The sequence below is a fragment of the Mycobacterium sp. DHQP2018-32-09 genome (genome assembly GCF_058148405.1).
The window spans coordinates 151,894-169,718 of the sequence record NZ_JBYVYK010000002.1 but is presented as its reverse complement, the minus strand read 5'-3'; the positions used below and the strand labels follow the sequence as shown (position 1 = coordinate 169,718).

General features: G+C 65.3%; 19 protein-coding genes, 2 tRNA genes and 1 pseudogene. 17 read left to right on the top strand and 5 right to left on the bottom strand.

The genetic code is table 11. The annotated features are described in order from the left end of the window. Positions 1-12: 12 nt before the first annotated feature. The gene (locus AC30CM_RS02335; protein ID WP_490115207.1) at positions 13-882 is read right to left on the bottom strand and encodes a DUF1542 domain-containing protein; all 870 of its coding nucleotides are present in this window, start codon (positions 880-882) and stop codon (positions 13-15) included. Between the two features lie 239 nt (positions 883-1,121). Continuing rightward, positions 1,122-1,748, bottom strand: a pseudogene (locus AC30CM_RS02330) (cutinase family protein); the annotation flags it as partial. An 845-nt stretch (positions 1,749-2,593) separates the two neighbouring features. On the opposite strand from AC30CM_RS02330, the gene AC30CM_RS02325 reads away from it, so the two are divergent. After that, positions 2,594-2,896 carry a hypothetical protein gene (locus tag AC30CM_RS02325; protein WP_490115206.1) on the top strand — a complete coding sequence of 101 codons (303 nt, stop codon included), beginning with the start codon at positions 2,594-2,596 and terminating at the stop codon, positions 2,894-2,896. Positions 2,897-3,089: 193 nt separating this feature from the next. Here the strand turns inward: AC30CM_RS02325 and AC30CM_RS02320 are convergent, their stop codons facing one another. Continuing rightward, a complete protein-coding gene (locus AC30CM_RS02320; protein ID WP_490115205.1) occupies positions 3,090-4,265 on the bottom strand; it encodes a hypothetical protein in 1,176 nt (391 codons plus the stop codon). 251 nt (positions 4,266-4,516) lie between these two features. On the opposite strand from AC30CM_RS02320, the gene AC30CM_RS02315 reads away from it, so the two are divergent. From AC30CM_RS02315 to AC30CM_RS02260, 12 genes are all read left to right on the top strand, one after another. Further along, complete coding sequence (locus tag AC30CM_RS02315) at positions 4,517-4,729, top strand: hypothetical protein (protein ID WP_490115204.1); 213 nt, start codon at positions 4,517-4,519, stop codon at positions 4,727-4,729. Beyond that, positions 4,726-5,253 carry a hypothetical protein gene (locus tag AC30CM_RS02310; protein ID WP_490115203.1) on the top strand — a complete coding sequence of 176 codons (528 nt, stop codon included), beginning with the start codon at positions 4,726-4,728 and terminating at the stop codon, positions 5,251-5,253. The genes AC30CM_RS02315 and AC30CM_RS02310 overlap by 4 nt, the downstream gene beginning before the upstream one ends. 422 nt (positions 5,254-5,675) lie before the next feature. Then, complete coding sequence (locus tag AC30CM_RS02305) at positions 5,676-5,963, top strand: hypothetical protein (RefSeq protein WP_490115202.1); 288 nt, start codon at positions 5,676-5,678, stop codon at positions 5,961-5,963. 448 nt (positions 5,964-6,411) lie between these two features. Beyond that, positions 6,412-6,714 (top strand): hypothetical protein, encoded by a 303-nt coding sequence (locus AC30CM_RS02300; RefSeq protein ID WP_490115201.1) that lies wholly within the window; start codon positions 6,412-6,414, stop codon positions 6,712-6,714. A gap of 64 nt (positions 6,715-6,778) precedes the next feature. Continuing rightward, positions 6,779-7,978 carry a bifunctional DNA primase/polymerase gene (locus AC30CM_RS02295; protein ID WP_490115200.1) on the top strand — a complete coding sequence of 400 codons (1,200 nt, stop codon included), beginning with the start codon at positions 6,779-6,781 and terminating at the stop codon, positions 7,976-7,978. A 4-nt stretch (positions 7,979-7,982) separates the two neighbouring features. Then, positions 7,983-9,170, top strand: coding sequence for an AAA family ATPase (locus AC30CM_RS02290; RefSeq protein WP_490115199.1), 1,188 nt, complete (start codon positions 7,983-7,985; stop codon positions 9,168-9,170). A gap of 249 nt (positions 9,171-9,419) precedes the next feature. Beyond that, positions 9,420-10,070, top strand: a complete 651-nt coding sequence (locus AC30CM_RS02285; protein WP_490115198.1) for a hypothetical protein — start codon at positions 9,420-9,422, stop codon at positions 10,068-10,070. Between the two features lie 128 nt (positions 10,071-10,198). Then, positions 10,199-10,909: a recombinase family protein gene (locus AC30CM_RS02280; RefSeq protein WP_490115197.1), complete on the top strand. Its 711-nt coding sequence runs from the start codon at positions 10,199-10,201 to the stop codon at positions 10,907-10,909. Next, positions 10,906-11,247 carry a GIY-YIG nuclease family protein gene (locus AC30CM_RS02275; protein ID WP_490115196.1) on the top strand — a complete coding sequence of 114 codons (342 nt, stop codon included), beginning with the start codon at positions 10,906-10,908 and terminating at the stop codon, positions 11,245-11,247. The genes AC30CM_RS02280 and AC30CM_RS02275 overlap by 4 nt, the downstream gene beginning before the upstream one ends. Next, complete coding sequence (locus tag AC30CM_RS02270) at positions 11,244-11,561, top strand: hypothetical protein (protein WP_490115195.1); 318 nt, start codon at positions 11,244-11,246, stop codon at positions 11,559-11,561. The genes AC30CM_RS02275 and AC30CM_RS02270 overlap by 4 nt, the downstream gene beginning before the upstream one ends. A gap of 1 nt (position 11,562) precedes the next feature. Then, on the top strand, positions 11,563-11,877 hold the full coding sequence (locus AC30CM_RS02265) for a hypothetical protein (protein ID WP_490115194.1): 315 nt from the start codon (positions 11,563-11,565) through the stop codon (positions 11,875-11,877). A 3-nt stretch (positions 11,878-11,880) separates the two neighbouring features. After that, positions 11,881-13,311: a tyrosine-type recombinase/integrase gene (locus AC30CM_RS02260; RefSeq protein WP_490115193.1), complete on the top strand. Its 1,431-nt coding sequence runs from the start codon at positions 11,881-11,883 to the stop codon at positions 13,309-13,311. Here AC30CM_RS02260 and AC30CM_RS02255 read toward each other — a convergent pair. Both AC30CM_RS02255 and AC30CM_RS02250 read right to left on the bottom strand, forming a co-directional pair. Beyond that, the gene (locus tag AC30CM_RS02255) at positions 13,308-14,204 is read right to left on the bottom strand and encodes a DUF8370 family protein (protein WP_490115192.1); all 897 of its coding nucleotides are present in this window, start codon (positions 14,202-14,204) and stop codon (positions 13,308-13,310) included. The genes AC30CM_RS02260 and AC30CM_RS02255 overlap by 4 nt on opposite strands. Before the next feature lie 334 nt (positions 14,205-14,538). Next, a tRNA-Gly gene (locus AC30CM_RS02250) sits at positions 14,539-14,612 on the bottom strand. Between the two features lie 96 nt (positions 14,613-14,708). Here AC30CM_RS02250 and AC30CM_RS02245 point away from each other — a divergent pair. The 4 genes from AC30CM_RS02245 to clpP2 all read left to right on the top strand — a co-directional run bounded on the left by AC30CM_RS02245 (position 14,709) and on the right by clpP2 (position 17,642). After that, positions 14,709-14,782, top strand: a tRNA-Pro gene (locus AC30CM_RS02245). Between the two features lie 54 nt (positions 14,783-14,836). Then, a complete protein-coding gene (gene tig / locus AC30CM_RS02240) occupies positions 14,837-16,270 on the top strand; it encodes a trigger factor (RefSeq protein ID WP_490115191.1) in 1,434 nt (477 codons plus the stop codon). Positions 16,271-16,353: 83 nt separating this feature from the next. Continuing rightward, positions 16,354-16,986: an ATP-dependent Clp protease proteolytic subunit gene (locus tag AC30CM_RS02235; protein WP_490115190.1), complete on the top strand. Its 633-nt coding sequence runs from the start codon at positions 16,354-16,356 to the stop codon at positions 16,984-16,986. Beyond that, positions 16,983-17,642 carry an ATP-dependent CLP protease proteolytic subunit ClpP2 gene (clpP2, locus tag AC30CM_RS02230; RefSeq protein ID WP_490115189.1) on the top strand — a complete coding sequence of 220 codons (660 nt, stop codon included), beginning with the start codon at positions 16,983-16,985 and terminating at the stop codon, positions 17,640-17,642. The genes AC30CM_RS02235 and clpP2 overlap by 4 nt, the downstream gene beginning before the upstream one ends. Positions 17,643-17,825 lie beyond the last annotated feature (183 nt).

Below are 17,825 nucleotides of genomic sequence, written 5' to 3'. Positions count from 1 at the left end.
CGTCAGGGTCGGCTAGAAGCCGAAGTCCCCGCCACCGAAGTCCCCGCCACCGAAGTCGCCGCCGCCCCAGCCGCCGGAGTCTCCACCCCACCCGCCCGAGTCGCCGCCCCAGCCGCCGGAATCACCACCCCAGCCGCCGTCGCCGCCACCGAAGTCGCCGCCACCGACGTCGCCGCCGTCCTGCCCGGCGCCCTCGAGCTGACCCTGGTCCAGGCCGTCCTGGAAGCCGTCGCCGTACCCGTTCTCGAACGCCTGCGCGTCGTAGCCGACGCCGGACATGCCGGAGAACATCGTGCTGAACAGCAGCGCCGACCCCAGGCCCCAGGCGCCGGCGACCAGCGCGGGCTTCCACCACGGCTCGGAGTACCAGCCCGCGGGTACGGGGCGCCCGGCGACGCGACCGCCGGGGTAGTAGTTCGGCGTGCTCGCCGATGGGTTGGGGGAGGCCTCGATCTGACGGCCCTCGAATTCGATGCTGCGGTTCTCGGTGACGGTGCCCGCCGACCGCTGGCCGTCCAGCCCCTCGAGTTCCGGTCCCGGGTCCATGCCCATCGCGGTGCGGGCCGCGCGCACGTAGTAGAGGCCCTCCTTGGCGCTCTCCTTGGCCAGCGCCGCCTGCTTGACGGTGGTGGCCTGATCGATCTGTGACGCCGCGGCGGTGTACCGCTCGGCGGCGTCGGCGAGGGCCTGCTTGGACGCGTCGTCGGTGCCGGTCAGGTTGAGCACCTGGCCGCCGAGACGCTCGATGAGACGGCGGGCGTCGGCCTTGGCGTCGGCGAGTGAGTCCGCCGCGCGCGCACCCGTCGACTTCTTGGCGCTGAACATGGCGACGCCGATGACGGCGACGACCAAGACGATGAGCACCAGCAGGAAGGCTTCCATGCACTCAGCCTACCGACGGCAAACGCCCAGCCCCACGGTGCGAACCGCCTCGCTGAGTACGCTCTCAGGGAAACCGCGACGGCCGGTCAGGCGGGCTTCGTCGGGGTGGGCGTCGGGGTGGGCTTGGCCGACGTCGACTTCGGGGGCTGGGTCGGCTTGGGCTTCTGGGTGGCCTCGGGCTTCTGGGTGGCCTCGGGCTTCTGGGTGACCTCGGCCGACGTCGCCTGCGGTGTCGCCGTCACGTGCTTGGCGACCCACTCCGCGGCGAGCTTCACCAGACCCGATTCGGGATAGCTGGTGTGCGACGGCCAGTTTCGGCCGAGCGAGCAGATCGGGTCGTTGGTGTTGCACAGGTCTGCGGTCTTCGCGCCGTAGAGGGGGCTCATCGTGGTGAGGGGTTGGCCGAGGCGGGCCGACGGGTTGCCGAAGACCGTGACGGCACTGACGCGGGTGGCCATCGCCGGTGGCATCGGGTAGCGGTATCCGAGTCCGGCGACCGGCGAGGTGGCGACGACGTCGATGACGGCGGCGCCCTGCGAGTAACCGCCGAGCACGATCTTGGTGTCCGGACAGTCGGTGGCGAGACGCTGGGCGCGGATGCTGGCGTCGTTGGCGCCCACGGCGACCCCCGTGAAGTCCCAGGAGGCGGGGTACTGGACGGCGTAGGCCTCGACGCTCTTGCCCTTGACCATCGGCTTCAACGCGTCGACGAGGGCCTGGCCCACCTTGCCGATGCCCGGTGCCTCGTCGGTGCCGCGGGCGAAGATGACCTCGACGTCGGGGCAGTCGGCGGCCAGGGCGCGCGGCGGGGGAGCGGCGATCAGCAGGGCGGCGGCCAAGACCGCGACCAGCGCGAGCTTGGGCATGCGCGCGTCCTTCACCGTCGGCGACGCGTCGACGTTCACGGCCTCTCCTCGACCTGCTCTGCTGATCTCATCCGTCACTGGCGTACCCAATTATCCCTGGCGTCGCAGAAGTCGCAGAGATCGTGACCGAGGCGTGATCACCGGGTCGGCGAGTGTGCGTCGCGGCACGCGACACGCCGTCGATCCGTCACCAGACGCACACTCGCCGAGCGGATGACGGGGAACAGGCGCACCCCGGCAATGCAGCAGGCCCGCCCCATGGGGGACGGGCCTGATCGGAGCGGGCGACGGGAATCGAACCCGCGTAGCTAGTTTGGAAGCCTATTACTCGGACGACTCAGCAACCCCCATGCCGCGTCTAGCTGGGCCAGAGAACCGCGCCGATCAGCGCGGATCGCGCGAATAGTGCCGGTTCGCGTCTCCGGCCTGGTCGGGAGTTACGACACGATTGGGGGTACGCCCGGGGTACGTCGAATGCATTGCACGAGACCTCTAGGCGGCGAACAAAGAATCTTCACGGACGCAAATATGTGCTGGCGGCTCGCCGGGCGATAACGGAGGACAATCGAGTCGAGTTCGCTACCGTTGCGACGTGGCGGGGTGGACTGACGGTATTTCTTGCTCAGGGGGTGCGATGGCGGTGCTAAAACGCCTGGAAAAGGAAGGGTGGACGCCTGAAGCCCGCATTGGAGAGAACCTGTCAGTCTCCTGCGGTTGCGGCGACGGGCACATGGGTAGCATTGTATTGTGGCCCAGAATGCCCTCTACTTTGAACGACACCGTTAAGTTGCTGGAACGCATGACATGTCTAGGAGATTGAAATGACGCCTACATACTGGGTTGAAATGACCCTGCAGGTGTCGGGAGATCATCCAATCGATCGCTCTGGTGTCGAGAAGCTGACCCGTCTCGTGTCCGAACGGCATGACGGCGATTTCACGTACACGTTCAGCCCTAAAGTTGGCCAGCTTGCCCTGGCGATGTCCGTCGAGTGCGCGGAAGCGATAGAGCAGGTGCCTCCGAAAATCGTGGGCTTGGTCCGAAGTGTGGCACACGACCTCGGGTTTTCAACGCCGGGGTGGCCGGAGCCGGTCGAAGTCGATGACGTTCGGATCAAGGTGCTAGCTGGCGAAACGGCATCCTGCTAGGACACTGCTAGTGGTCGCGCGGGGCTAGGTGGGCTGCTCACGGCCTTGCGCGTCGATCGGTGGGGTAGTGCCCCGGTAGCGTCCGCCGTGCAGGGGCGTCTTGCCTTCGTACTGTTTCGGCTCCAGGCCGGGGCCGTGGCAGAACTCTGATTCGCCGGGGGTCTCTCCGTACCGGCTGTACTTGTTCACGGGTCTAGATCTGGATCGTGGTTGGCGCGGTGTAGACCGAGCTGGCGGTGATCTGGATGCAGGCGGCTGCGCCGCGGTGGCGGATGCCGACGCCGAAGCTCCTCTGGGCGAAGCTGTCGATGAGCGGGTAGCGGCCCGGACCCGGAATCCAGCGCAGGCCTTGGTAGGCCGTGTTGGGGTGCTGGCGGAAGGCGACGGGGTTGTCTTGGGCGTCGGGTCCACCGCTGGCGACCACCGCCACGTACCCAACCGGGACGTAGGCGTGCTGGATGAGCCAGGCCGGTCCATAGGAGCCGCTGACGGGCAAGTTGTGGAAGCTGCCGGGGGCCTGCCGGCCGATGATGGTCTCGTCGGTGAGGTAGGCGGGGGCGGTCCCACTGCGGACGAAGTCGTACTTGGCCTTGGGCCCGCCAGGTACCGACTCCTCCCCAGCCCGCCACGCTTCGATGGCCTCGCCGTCCGCAGGGTTGGCGAGGATCAGCAGTTGGGAGTTCTGGGTGAGCCCGTAGCCGTGGTGGGTGATGTGTCGGATCGCGTCTTCGACGATCTCCGAGTCGAGGGTTGTTGCCTCGGTGGTGAAGTAGTGGGTGTGTGGCGCTGTGAACTCCTGGCCCATGTACGGGGGCGGGACGATGTTGTCGTTGTTCCACAGCCCCAGCACGCGGTGCCCGTGTTCGTTCGCTCCCTCGGTCGGGTCGAACAATCGCCGCAGAATCCGTCCCGTGCACAGCTTGTTGTCGCCCTCGATGATGCGGTTCGCCTGGGCGATGATCTGTTCGGAAGTGCTGTCCCGGAGGAACTTCCAGGTGAAGGCGGTGCGTCCGTCCCAGTCGCGGAAGTCGTAGCCGAGCGGCAGGGCGGTGGCGGGTTCTCGGGCGGCCACCGGCACGCCGAACTCGGTCGCCTCCTCGAAGGAATACGACGACAAGCCCTGGGGAATCACGTCGGCGACGTTGGTGGTCGGGTAGCTGATCAACCGGGTCAGAGCCGAGCGCTCGGAGTTCCAGATCTCCATCGCTTGGCCGATCTGATCCCAGATGGCGTTGAGCGCAACGCCATCCGCGCTGTGCGAGACCAGCACGTCTCCTTGTGTGTTGTATCCGCCTCGGTTGTCGCGGCCCGATACGCCGATGACGCTGACGAGTTCGAGAAAGTGTGAGCTGGTGGGATTCTGGGGCACGGTGACACTCCTGGGGTAGGTCCCTTCCGAGAGCCAACGATACGCCTTAAGTGCGGCATGAGGCTGGTAAGACGTTTTGCAACAACGCTTTTTGGATCCGTCGGGGACGAATTAAGATCGTCGCTGGCCGGTATTGGGCTACCGTAGCTCTACGTATCGCACTGCTCGGTGTGATCGTAAAGCATTGCAGAAAGGCAGTTCTCATGGTCAGAGCGTCGACGAGGATTCCGATCGCGGATCCTCCAGCAGAAGTGAAGCTCTCGTCCGTTCCGAACATTCGGATGGCGAGTGGTGCGGTGGAGTGGATCGCGGCGAACCTTGGCATCACGGTCACCGAGCGCTACGTCCGCGCGAAGTCGAACGAAGGACGCATTCGCTACTCGATCATCAGCGGCATGCGTTACTACAGCTCCGCGGCGCTGTGGGAGTTCGTCGCCTCTACGCAGAAGGCGGTCGTCAGATGAGGAGCCGCGACACGCTGACCGCCGCCGCCGCCGAAGCGCTCGCGGAACAGATCGAAGCCGCCATGCGTGAAGCTGAACGGTATGACTGCCGTCGCTCCGATAGGTACTTCATCCTGAAGTGGGTGCCCGAGGTCTACACGCGTATCCAGTCCGTCATGCTCGCCCATCACGTCACGATCCCAGGCAACGACTTTGGAGGGTTGCAGACGTTCGTCGAGGGCGTTAACGGCCCGGCTCTGCCGCGCTTCGACAATCTGGACGCAGACCGCTGGGCGGTCGGTCTGTTCGGGTTGGTGGCTGGCAACGAACGTCGGGTGCACGTCCTCGGGCCGAACTACACGCCCGACGCGTGGCTGCAGGAGGCGACATCGGCCACGAGCTACTGCCAGTGGAACGGGTCGGACTGCGTGGAGTACACGCGGTCCGCCCTGACGTTCTCGTCCGGCCAATTCATCATCGCCGTACCGACCTGCTTCGCGTGCGAGGGCTACCTGCTCGCCGGTGGCTCCCGCAACCACCTCTGACGCACCCCGGGGCGTAGATCGGACGGCTCGGTGCGGGTCGTGGCGGACTCGCGTTCCCTTTGTCGCCAGACACATCGCGCTGGCTGTGGGCGCTCCAAGGCACATCGCCCTGGGCGGTCGCTCGCTACACCGAGCCGTCCGACCGCGAACGGTACCCGCGACACGCCCAACACGCCGATGGGCGCAGGTTCGCGATGGCGCGGGCGGCTCCAATTCGCTAATATCGGCACCAAGCGGAGAGATAACCGCGACGACGGGCCTTAAAGACGCGAGACGCGCGCTTGGGACCCTACCGATGCGTTACAAGGTCGCTAGTTCATGGGCGTGCATCGGAATCACATCAGTAACTCAACTGATCTGGTTCCTCGATGCGCGCCCCTTTGCTTCTCGGGAACAGATCGCAACCCGAAGGAGCGACACAAATGAACGAGTCCATGCCCGACGATCTGGTCGTATGGTTCGACGCGGTCTCGGAAGGCGAATACGTCGTCACGCAGGCACCCTTTCCTGACGACGAAGCCGGAAAGGCAGTCTGGCAGATCCGCTGTGACGGAGAGTTGTTTGCGGTCGCCGGGTCGCGTACGGCCGCCATTCGCGAAGTGATCGAGCTAATCGATGGTTCGGGGGTCTGGCGCCTCGGTCCAGAAGCCGGCATGCCAAGAACCGGCATCGCCATCCGTAGCCTTCGCGGCGGCGGCCACTACTTGTAGGGTGCAGCCGAAAAGCCGCTAGGCAGAGGACACTTCCGCAGGGTTCTACCGAGCCGATGAGGACGGATTCCCGGAGGGCGAGCCGTTGAGCCTTCAGTTTTCGGACTTCGAACACTGTGACGCGCGATGGGCAATCACAGCCCAGCGCGATCGGCTTGTAGTAGATCCTGCGCTGACGTACGGGGACGTTGATCTACAGCTCATTTGGGCTGTGGTCTGAGCAACGCGCGTTCCCGATACCGGACTTGCTTGCGTCTTGACCGACGATTAGCGAACGGTTTAGCGGCTGGCGACGTGGTGTGAGCACGCCGCCAGTTCGCCCATTTTCAATTGCAGTGCAATGCACTTGACTCTTAGAGCAAACTCCGACACGTGTGCGGTGGCGTACGTTAAGTGACGTTAAGGCATTGTCCAGCAGACAGATTCGTACAAGACAAAGGATGCAACGATGGCAGAACTCGGAAGCGTCCGTGACGCTGATCTGGGTGACGTGATGACACTAGGCAAGATGTACAAGACCGGCGACGCGGTCGCGTTTCTCCGCGAGCGTTTCCAAATCCCCGACGTCACCGTTTCCAGCTTGACCAAGGCGCGACGGCGCGGAGAGATCACCGCAACGGTGTTCGGGCAGAGCGTCGTTTACGCGGAGCGCGACCTGATCGGCTGGATCGCGAGCCGTTACGGGAACAGCGAGCGGCACCGCGCGCTGCAGTCGGAGGCGATCCGTGCCGCGAAGCGTGACGCCGAATAGCAGTCAGCCCCGGGCCTGCGCTGGCGTACAGGACCCGGGGCCGAGCAGAGAAGAGATGCCGACGATGACTCTACCGGTCGGGGCCACCTTCGCGGCGGCGGCGCGGTCGTATCGAGATCGCGGGTGGCTCGGCACACTGCCGCTCCCGACCAATAGGAAGTACCCGCCACCGACAGGATTCACGGGGCGCAATGCGCCCTATGCTGACGACGAACAGGTGGCGGCGTGGAGCCAGGAGCCCGGTTTGCGCCAGGCCAATCTGGGGTTGCATCTCGGCGCGGTCGTGCTCGCTGATGGTGCTGAAGCGTTGGAAGTCATTGGGATTGACGTTGATGACTACGGCGCCAAGAGCGGCGGCGCACAGCTCAAACAGCTCGAAGGGGATCTCGGTGATCTCCCGCCGACCGCTGTCAGTTCCGCTCGGGGTGACGGGGTGTCGGGTATCCGCTTCTTTCTCGTCCCCGCGGGCCTGGCCTGGCGCAGCAAGCTCGACGCCGGCATCGACGTCATCCAGAAATGCCATCGGTATGCGGTGGTGTGGCCGTCGGTTCACCCTGACGGGGGCGTCTACCGGTGGTACCTGGGCGGCGCGTCCCCCGACGGTCAGAACGCGGCCGATGAGATTCCAGCCGTGTCGGGATTGCCCCGGCTGCCGGACGCCTGGGTCGATTTCGGCACTAATGGACAAACCCGAGATGACGGCAGACCCGCGGATCTGGAATCAACACCCGACGAGCTGGCGGCGTGGGCTGAGGGTGAGTTCTACGACTACTCCGGGCAGCCGTGCCGCACGATGCGCCGTGCGGTGCGCCGGTGGAAGCAGCGCATCGTCGACGAGGAGTCCTCGCACGACAAGATCACCGGCGCCCACTGGGAGCTGATCTGTCTAGCGGACAAGGGACACACCGGTCTCCACACCGCCAAGGCGCGGATTGACCGAGCCGTCACCCGCGACACAGTCGCCCGTCGGGGCAAGCGCAGCCTCAGCGAGTTGCGCGGGGAACTGTTCCGCTCGTACGTGAACGGTCTCCGCAAGGCCAAGGCCGACCACGACACCCACCCGGGTTACGGGGCGGCGCGGTGCTTCTGCGAAGACGAGGAGATCCGGTTGTTGCACGAGATAGCGCTAGCGCCGGGCGGGGGATGGGCCGCTGACGCCAGACCGAGGTTTCCAACTGTGCATCGAGGTCCTTGGGGCCCGCGGCAACCCGCCAGACCTCGGCGACCTCTACGCCGTACAGGAGGCATGCGCAATGTCGGCTGACTGCGTGAGTTTTGGATTCGAGGAAGACCCAAACTTCCTCGACGAGTGGCTTGAGCCCGAGCTTCGTGGGCTTGTTGCACGGGATCGTGCGCGGCAGATGATCGCCACGCAGTCGTGGACACCTCCTGCCCGGCCGGGTTCCCTCGCGGACCAGCTGGCTGTCGGCGTCCCCGAGACGGACTGGATCGTGGAGGGGCTGGTTCCGGCGGGCATCGTGCAGATCAACGCCCAATACAAGGCCGGCAAGACCACCTTATTGATGAACTACGTGCGGTCGTTGGCAACAGGAGAGCCGTTCCTCGGACGGTTCGCCGTGAACGTCGGATCGGAAGATCGCGTCGGCTACCTGAACATGGAACTCAGCCGGGGCCAGATGTTGCGATGGTGGGCCGACATGGCTCTAGACGACCACGCCTACAAACGAATTGAGCCGTACCACGCCAGGGACGACGGCTTCGCCGTACTCGACTTCAGCAACCCGCTGGCGGTTGAGTGGTTGGTGGCGTGGTTGCGCGAAAGCGAGATACGGGTGTTGGTGGCTGATCCGCTGAGCAAGCTATACAACCCGGCTCGGTGGGGCAACGATCCCAACGCCGCCTACACGCAATGGTGGAAGGTACTCGAGGATGTGGTGCGTCGGGCCGAGCTGCGCGGTGTGATCATCGCCCATCACACCGGCTTCGGCGAGGACACGGCTGACAGGGCGCGGGGCGCGAGCGCGATGATGGACAACCCCGACGTGAACATGAGCTACCGCCACAACGGTAACCACGGGGGCCGTCCCGAGGACGGTAAGCGGTATCTGGCTGCGTACGGACGCGACGTGGACATACCGGAGTTCGAGTTGGACTACGACGCCGCCTCACGCACCCTCACTGCGACCGGTGGCGGCAACCGCCACAACGCCGAGACGAATCTCCAGGCTCAGCGTGCGTGGGAGGCGGTTCTGCTCGCGGACAAGAACGGCCGCAAGCCGAACAAGTCCGAACTGTTCAGCCAGCTCGGGTGGAAGGACAAAGGCAGCGCAGCCAAGAACCCGATGGTCTGGTATCGGGAGGCGCTCCGGCGCGGATGGATCGACACTGAATCCGGCAAGGGCAACGCGGTCTTGCACAAACCGGGGTCGTCGTCGCCGAAGGACTTCCAGACCTTCGCGTTGCGGCTGGGTGAAGACGCTGCGGAGACCGACTAGTGACCGTATTCGTTGCAGCTGAGACGGTTCCGTGGTTCCGAGTAGTTCCTCAGTGGTTCCGGAACCGAAGTAGTGAGTGGTTCCCTTCCCTAGTTAGGGAACCACTACTACAACCAAACTTACCGACCGTTGAGTGGTTCCGGGAACCACGCCCGGCGGAACCACATTCCCGCGCCAATTTCTCATGTGCAGCCAGGATTATTCGAAACAGCGGAGATTGGTATGAGTGACCTATCGGAGGCAGGACCTATGGGCGATGGTTGGAAGGGCAACGCCGCAACGCGCTGCGTCGCGCATCGGAAGAACGGAGACCGGTGCAAGCGGCAAGCGCGCCGGGGCGCCACGGTCTGCGATGCACACGGCGGTAAGGCTCCCCAAGTCCGCGCCAAGGCCCAACAGCGTCTCGCCGAAGCTGCCGACCGCATGGCGCGGGAGCTGTTGAAGATGGCGACGGACGGCAACGTGAGCGATGCGGTGAAGCTCGCCGCCATCCGCGATGCGCTAGACCGCGCGGGCCTGTCGGCGAAGACCGCCGTAGACGTGAACGTCGGCGTGCAGAAGCCCTACGAGGAGATGCTGGGGGAGCTTGGCGGCTTGTCGACGATGACCCGGGCGGAGTCGCGAGCGGCCCGCGGAATCCCCGACGACACCCCACCCCGGCGTCTGCAACAACGCCCCGCCGACGACTCGGACGTGGTCGACGCTGAGATCGTCTCGGACGGCCCCGCAGGACGGCCCAGCTGGGCAGAGGACGCATCTGCGCGGCCCGACGCACCCAGCCGACCAGCGGAACCCGGCAACAGGCTGATGACCATCGAGGACGCCAACGCCGAACTCGCCCGGCGCAACCGCGCCGCCAACCTGCACAGCACCCGCATCCGCGACATCAACGGATACTGACGAATCGCGAAGGTGGAGTGCAGGATTCGCGTGTAGTGCGTGCTGGGCGGCTGGCGTACGTTTCGTCTCAGCGCCGCCGAGTTTACGAATTGCGCGGCGCTCCTGGTCAGACGATTTGAGGAGGCGCAGTGAGGCTGGCGGCATACCTGCGGGTGAGTACGAAGGGCCAGACGGACGGCTACGGGTTGGACATCCAACGCGCAGCGATCCGCGATTGGGCCAAGGCCAGCGGCCACAAGATTCTGGAATGGCACACGGACACAATCTCGGGCGCGTCGGAGCTGGCGAGCCGTGAGGGCTGGCGCAGCGCCTCGGCACTGGTGAAGCGCGGCAACGCAGACGGCATCGTCGTGGCACGGCTAGACCGGCTCGCGCGCGACCTGATGGTGCAGGAAGTGTTGCTACGCAGGTTGTCTGAGTTCGGCGGTGTCGTGATGTCGACTCGCGCCAGCGAGAATGAGATGCTGGTTGGCGAGTCCAAGGACCCGTCGCGCAAGCTGGTCCGCACGATACTTGGCGCGATCAGCGAGTATGACCGCGAGATGATCACCGACAGGCTCACCGCCGCAAGGAAGGCTAAGGCAGCCGCTGGCGGACATGCCCACGGAGCCCTGCCGTTCGGGTATCGGTCGGTGGAAGGGGCGCTGGTCGAGGTCCCCGAGGAACAGGCCGCATTGCTGCGGATGCACACCTTGGCGGCTACCGGCGCGAGTACCCGCGCCATTGCCTGGCGTTTGACGGCTGAGGGCTACCCGACCAAGCGTGGCGGCCAATGGTCCAGTCCTACAGTGGCTCGTATCCTGAAGCGCACGAACATTTCTGACGGGATCTCATCATGAAGGGCCAGCTTTGGACCTGGAACCCCTACGAAGGTCATAGACATGATCCGGTCTGCTGCGTCTACCGCGTCTATGACCCCGTGACGCGAGAGCTCCTTTACGTCGGCCAGACCTGCAGGAGTCTGAAAGGCCGTATCAAGGATCACTGGAAGTCCAAGCCATGGTTCGTGTGGCACTGGAACTCCGCGATGGTGACCTACGAGGAGAGCGAAGGCTACTGGTCTTCGATGATCGCAGAGGCGGAGGCGATTCTCGAGGAGAACCCGCGGTACAACGTGGAGCGTCCTGACCCCGACGTGCTCCGGGCTTGGGCTCGGGAAGCCGAGGTCTCGGCATGAACCTCCCAGACCTCACCTGGCCGCAGGCCTTCGCGTTGGTGTTTGGCGGACTGCCGGCGTTCACGCTCGCCTTGGCGGTGTTGGGCGTGTACCCGGCAATGGGATGGCCATTGGTCGTCCTGGGATGCGTGGGCTACGGATTGCACCGGCGGGCCCAGACGCGCGCCGCGTTAGCCGCTCGGGCGGACGCCTCGCTGGCGACGTACGCGGCGTTGATCGCGTCCCCGCTCCCCGCGCACACCCCCACACCGGCAACTCGCCCTCGTCCCAGCGAGGCCGACGCGCGGACCGTCCCGCTGCGGCGGGTGGTGTGACGTGCCCGACCACGCCGCCAACTCCCGCTTCCGCGACTCCACCCACGACCCCGAAGCCAAGGCGCTCGACGCTGAACTCGACCGCCGCCACCAATTACAGCGCTCGCTAGAGAACCGCATCTTCGAGGCGACCACGCGAGACCTGGACCGGCCCCTACTGCGGCCCAAGAACGGCAGGCCCCTCCGCGAGGCCGCGAGCGAGGGAGAGGTCCGAGACCACGAGCCCGCCCCGGACCTGCTGCCGACCGACTCCCTCGGCGGGACGATGATGCTGCCGCCCGTCCACTTCACCGACGACGAACTCCAGGACTGGTAGACGATGGCCCGCATCCAGAAGCGCGTAACCGCCAAGGGCGCACCCAACTACATCGTGAAGTGGCGAGAGCCGAACGGCACCGATCGTTCCAAGGGTGGCTTCGCGACGATGCGCGCCGCCCGCGACTATGTCGCCACCGAGGTCGACCCGAAGGTTCGTCGCGGGGTTGCAGTGGACCCGAGCGCAGGACAGGCAACGTTCCGCGCGACCGCGGAGGAGTGGCTCGCGAGCCGCGCCGATCTCAAGCCGACCACGCTGGCGGCGTACCGAGACGCCCTGGCCCCGACGACCGACGCCACGTCCAAACGGCACAAGCCTCTCGCGCATCTGCGGATTGACCCGGTGTTCGGGTCGTGTCCGCTGAACTCAATCACCCGCGCCGACGTGCAGGGGTGGGTGAACCGAATGATCGCGGCGGGTAAGAAACCCTCCACTGTGCGCAACGCGTACTTCCTGGTGCATCAGGTGTTGACGTTCGCGTACGTGGAGGGGCGAATCCCCGCTAACCCAGTCGAGAAGAAGCACATCAAGTTGCCCACCGACCACAACACCGGCCGCAACGTGACCGTGGACGACCCCGATCAGTTCCTCACCGCGGCTCAGGTTTCGGCGCTCGTTGCCGCTACGCCTTGGCCGTACAACGTTCTGGTCCACCTGGCCGCGTGGTCGGGGCTGCGGGCTGCTGAGCTGGCAGGGTTGCAGGTGGGAGACGTCGCGCTGCCGAAGGTCTCCGCCAACCCGAACGCCCCGGCCCGGGGCGGTTACGTGAATGTGCAGCGCACGGTGGCGACGCTTGGCGGTGAGCTGAGGTACGTCGCCCCGAAGACCCGGGGGAGTCGTCGTCGGGTGCCGCTCCCGGCGCACACCCGCAAGATCCTCCGCGACTATCTGGCCACCCACCCGCGTCGCGCAGAACTGGGTGCGCCGTTGTTCCCCGGGATGGCCTTGCTGGTTGACCGTCCCGCGGGTGTGCGGGCGACCTTCACAGGCGACGACGGTCACACCGAGGACGCAAAGGGCGTCGCCGCGCGGCAGGCACACGCCCTGGCGGGGCTATCGGTGGAGGACGCCGAGGCGCGGTTGGTCCTCGACTGGAACTCGCCGCTGCGCCACGCGACGTTCTACAAGGCGGTGTACCGTCCAGCAGTGTTGCGAGCGAACCGCGTCGCCGCTGCGAGCGGGTCGAACGTGCTGCTCCCGCCGGGGCTGAAGTTCCACCCTCTACGCCACACATACGCGTCGCTGTGCATCGCGGCGGGGCGACCGATGTTTGAGGTGAGCCGGTTCATGGGCCACTCCAAGCCCAGCACGACAGAGTCGGTCTACGCGCACCTGTTGGAGGACGATCACGCTGATGCGATGGACGCCCTCGACCACATGGCTACTGCAGCGTCAGAAGCTCACGCGGGGAATGTAATTCAGTTAAGGGGCTAACGCATGCGTCGAGCGGCCTCTTCCGCGGTCATCGGCTCAAAATTCGAGTCGACGAAGCCGCGATACTCTCGGCACAGATCACGATCGTGCTCGGTTTTGTACTCGACAGCCTTGGCGTTGTTGAGTGGCCGCACGGCAGGGTTGTCCTTCTTGATGCTCTGCTTTGAGCGTGCCGTCCGCTTGCCCTTCTTGTCGACGGTCGCGGTTTCGTCTTGCACGACCTGGGTGGCGAAGCGGTTGTAGAACTGCACGGGCTCCATCAGCGTCCGCCAGTACACCCACTCGCGAGGAACCAATAACAGTTGCTTTCCGGCGCAGTGCGGGAGGGTGAAGTTCTGAGACTGCCAACCAGTGCCCTCCACCCAGACGTCGCTCGACTTAGTGGTTGCCCCGGCCTGCAATGCGGGATAAATTCCCATCATCTCCTGCGTGAACTCGGCGAGAACATTGAAGATGATGCGGGTCGTCATGTCCGAGATCCGGTCATCGCCAACGTGCCCCAAGAAGATGCGTGTGTCCTCTAGACGTTCCAAGACGGCGCTCTGACAGGCGGGGTTCGCCCGCAGCTCGTCCCAGAAGCTGTCGGAGAGTTCGTCGCCGAACCCCTTGCCGTGGGCACCACCGCGCGACATGCCCAATCGCGTCTCGTTCGGCTCGTGCAGGTGGCGGAGAAGCTGGCGGCCCCGGTCGTGTTCTACGGGATCGTCACTCCGAGCAGCTGCCACGACTTGGCTAAAGAGCGAGCGCAACTGCCGGTAAGCGGCCCGACCTCGCGATGAAGCGTCGTTTCTGATGGCGCTCGGGTCGAGGAAAATGAGGTTGTCGCGGTCGACGTGCACATTGAGAAACGGCACGTCCCCGCTGATGCCGTAGTGCTCGGTTACTGTTGCCATGACGTTGACCTGCCTTTCCTTGCAACCGATTATGCCAGCTATTAATGACACCGATGTAAGTCATTTGCCACGTCGCCGCCGACTTGACTCCAATGCGTGAGTGAAAATCGCCTCACCAGCATCTTTAGCCACTTTGGCAACGCTAGCCACATTTTTTCTATTCGTCCTGCCAGAGAATTCTCTTCGAATTGCCATGACAGCTCGGCTGTGAGTGGTGCCAGAAGGTCTGGTGGTGAGCGATGGTGACCGTGCGTTCGATACCGCTACGGGGGTAGGGCGGGGGTACGGGAGAGGCCGCCAACCCGGTGGTTGACGGCCTCTGCGCTGGTACCTGTGGAGCGGGCGACGGGAATCGAACCCGCGTAGCTAGTTTGGAAGACTAGGGCTCTACCATTGAGCTACGCCCGCGTGCACTGCACCGCAGACTGTACCGGCGACGACGTAGTCAAATCCAATTGAATGCGTCGCGTGTCCAGGCCGTAGTATCTCGTCGGCACGACAGACCGGGGTGTAGCGCAGCTTGGTAGCGCATCCGCTTTGGGAGCGGAAGGCCGCAGGTTCAAATCCTGTCACCCCGACAGACCGCGACATCGGACGTACATGCAACGGACAACCATGCAAGGAGTACAGCAGTGAAGAGCACCGTCGAGAAGTTGAGCCCGACCCGGGTTCGCATCAACGTGGAGGTGCCCTTCACTGAGCTGGAGCCCGACTTCACCCGTGCCTACAAGGAGATGGCCAAGTCGGTTCGACTGCCCGGCTTCCGTCCCGGCAAGGTGCCCGTGAAGCTGCTCGAGCAGCGCGTCGACAAGCAGGCCATGTTCGACCAGGTGGTCGGCGAGGTCATGCCGGGCCGGTACAGCGAGGCCGTCACCACCTCCGAGGTGCAGCCCCTCGGGCAGCCCGAGATCGACATCACCAACAAGGAGTACGGCCAGGACCTGGTCTTCACCGCCGAGGTCGACGTCCGCCCCGAGATCTCGCTGCCGGACCTGTCCGCCCTCAAGATCGAGGTGGACCCGATCGAGGTCTCCGACGACGAGGTCGACACCGAGCTGCAGAACCTGCGCGCCCGCTTCGGCACGCTCAAGGCCGTCGAGCGCGCCGCCGGTGACGACGACTTCGTCTCCATCGACCTGTCCGCCACGGTCAACGGCGAAGAGGTCGCCGATGCCAAGACGGAGGGCCTGTCCCACCAGATCGGCTCCGGCAACCTGATCGACGGTCTCGACGACGCCATCAAGGGCCTCGCGGCCGGCGAGTCCAAGACCTTCACCACCAAGCTCGTCGCCGGTGAGCACGCCGGCGAGGACGCCGAGGTCACCGTCAAGGTGAACTCCGTCAAGGAGCGCGAGCTGCCCGAGCCGGACGACGAGTTCGCCCAGCTGGCAAGCGAATACGACACCATCGACGAGCTGAAGGCCAACCTCGTCGAGCAGGTGCAGCGCGTCAAGCGCATCCACCAGGCCGAGCAGATCCGGGACAAGGCCCTCGAGGCCCTGCTCGACCAGACCGAGGTGCCCCTGCCCGAGGCCATCGTGCAGCAGCAGGTCGACGACACCCTGCACAACGCCATCCACGGGCTCGACCACGACGAGGCCGCCTTCGAGGAGACCCTGAAGAAGGAAGGCAGCAGCCGCGAGGAGTTCGACGCCGACAACCGCAGCAACGCGGAGAAGGCCGTCAAGACGCAGCTGCTCATGGACGCCGTCGCCGACGAGTTGAAGATCGAGGTCGGCCAGAACGACCTCACCGAGCGGCTGGTGCTGATGTCGCGGCAGTACGGCATCGAGCCGCAGCAGCTGCTGCAGGTGCTGCAGCAGAACAATCAGCTGCCGGCGATGTTCGCCGACGTCCGCCGCGGTCTGACCATCGCCGCCGTGGTCCACGGCGCCACGGTCACCGACACGGACGGCAACGACATCGACACCGCGGAGTTCTTCGGACCGTCGGGGCAGCCCGGCGCCGACGCGGCGCTGGCCAGCACCGACGAGACGGCCGACGAGACGGCCGACGACGCGGGCGACGAGACCACCGACGCCGAGACGGCCGACGACGCGAAGTGAGCCGGCGAGGTGACGCTGTGAGCGAACGGCGGCACTTCGGGGACTCCCATCCGGCGCGCGTTGGTTAGTGTCGGTGGACGTGAATGGCGAGTACGAATACTCGAGAAAGCAGGTATCCAGTCGTGACTGACATGCGTTCGAGCTCGTCGGGGCTCAACCTCGTCGACTCGGTCTATGAGCGGTTGCTCTCCGAGCGCATCATCTTCCTGGGGTCGCAGGTCGACGACGACATCGCCAACCGGCTGTGCGCGCAGATCCTGCTGCTGTCGGCGGAGGATCCCACCAAGGACATCAACCTCTACATCAACTCGCCCGGTGGTTCGATCAGCGCGGGCATGGCGATCTACGACACGATGGTGCTCGCCCCGTGCGACGTCGCGACGTACGCCATGGGCATGGCCGCATCGATGGGCGAGTTCCTGCTCGCCGCGGGCACCAAGGGCAAGCGCCACGCCCTTCCGCACGCCCGCATCCTCATGCACCAGCCGCTCGGCGGCGTCACCGGTAGCGCCGCGGACATCGCGATCCAGGCCGAGCAGTTCGCGGTGATCAAGAAGGAGATGTTCCGGCTGAACGCGGAGTTCACCGGCCAGAGCATCGAGCGCATCGAAGCCGATTCGGACCGCGACCGCTGGTTCACCGCGCAGGAGGCGTTGGAGTACGGCTTCGTGGACCACATCATCACCAGCGCCAACATCAACGGAGTGAAGCCATGACCGACCAGATCCACCCGGCCCTGGACGCTCGCGTCCAGCCGCAGGCCCGGTACATCCTGCCGTCGTTCATCGAGCACTCGAGCTTCGGCGTCAAGGAGTCCAACCCGTACAACAAGCTGTTCGAGGAGCGCATCATCTTCCTCGGCGTGCAGGTGGACGACGCGTCGGCGAACGACATCATGGCGCAGCTGCTGGTGCTGGAATCGCTCGACCCGGACCGCGACATCACGATGTACATCAACTCTCCGGGCGGGTCGTTCACGTCGCTGATGGCGATCTACGACACCATGCAGTACGTGCGTGCCGACATCCAGACGGTGTGCCTCGGACAGGCCGCGTCGGCGGCCGCGGTGCTGTTGGCCGCGGGCACGCCCGGCAAGCGCCTGGCGCTGCCGAACGCCCGTGTGCTGATCCACCAGCCGTCGCTCGGTGGCGTCATTCAGGGGCAGTTCTCCGACCTGGAGATCCAGGCCGCGGAGATCGAGCGGATGCGCACGCTGATGGAGACGACGCTGGCACGGCACACCGGCAAGGATGCCGAGACGGTCCGCAAGGACACCGATCGCGACAAGATCCTGACCGCCGAGCAGGCCAAGGACTACGGGATCATCGACACCGTGCTGGAGTACCGGAAGCTTTCCGCGCAGAAGGCGTGAGCCTGCCCGCCGGTCGATCCGCCGGCAGGACGGTACGTTGGTAGCCGGAGCGCTGCGCGCGCTCCGGCGTACCGATCGCCCCGCGGTGGTGGGCCCATTCGGGCCACGGTCACGACACGCCAGAGACACGGTGGCGCGTCCCACCGGCCGGGGCGGGCGACAGAGGATATGTTCTCCTCCTAC

Coding starts and splice junctions, on each gene's coding strand:
- AC30CM_RS02335 (WP_490115207.1), bottom strand. CDS start 882: ATGGAAGCCTTCCTGCTGGTGCTCATCGTCTTGGTCGTCGCCGTCATC.
- AC30CM_RS02325 (WP_490115206.1), top strand. CDS start 2,594: ATGACCCTGCAGGTGTCGGGAGATCATCCAATCGATCGCTCTGGTGTC.
- AC30CM_RS02310 (WP_490115203.1), top strand. CDS start 4,726: ATGAGGAGCCGCGACACGCTGACCGCCGCCGCCGCCGAAGCGCTCGCG.
- AC30CM_RS02305 (WP_490115202.1), top strand. CDS start 5,676: ATGAACGAGTCCATGCCCGACGATCTGGTCGTATGGTTCGACGCGGTC.
- AC30CM_RS02300 (WP_490115201.1), top strand. CDS start 6,412: ATGGCAGAACTCGGAAGCGTCCGTGACGCTGATCTGGGTGACGTGATG.
- AC30CM_RS02295 (WP_490115200.1), top strand. CDS start 6,779: ATGACTCTACCGGTCGGGGCCACCTTCGCGGCGGCGGCGCGGTCGTAT.
- AC30CM_RS02285 (WP_490115198.1), top strand. CDS start 9,420: ATGGGCGATGGTTGGAAGGGCAACGCCGCAACGCGCTGCGTCGCGCAT.
- AC30CM_RS02275 (WP_490115196.1), top strand. CDS start 10,906: ATGAAGGGCCAGCTTTGGACCTGGAACCCCTACGAAGGTCATAGACAT.
- AC30CM_RS02270 (WP_490115195.1), top strand. CDS start 11,244: ATGAACCTCCCAGACCTCACCTGGCCGCAGGCCTTCGCGTTGGTGTTT.
- AC30CM_RS02260 (WP_490115193.1), top strand. CDS start 11,881: ATGGCCCGCATCCAGAAGCGCGTAACCGCCAAGGGCGCACCCAACTAC.
- AC30CM_RS02255 (WP_490115192.1), bottom strand. CDS start 14,204: ATGGCAACAGTAACCGAGCACTACGGCATCAGCGGGGACGTGCCGTTT.
- AC30CM_RS02235 (WP_490115190.1), top strand. CDS start 16,354: ATGGCGAGTACGAATACTCGAGAAAGCAGGTATCCAGTCGTGACTGAC.
- clpP2 (WP_490115189.1), top strand. CDS start 16,983: ATGACCGACCAGATCCACCCGGCCCTGGACGCTCGCGTCCAGCCGCAG.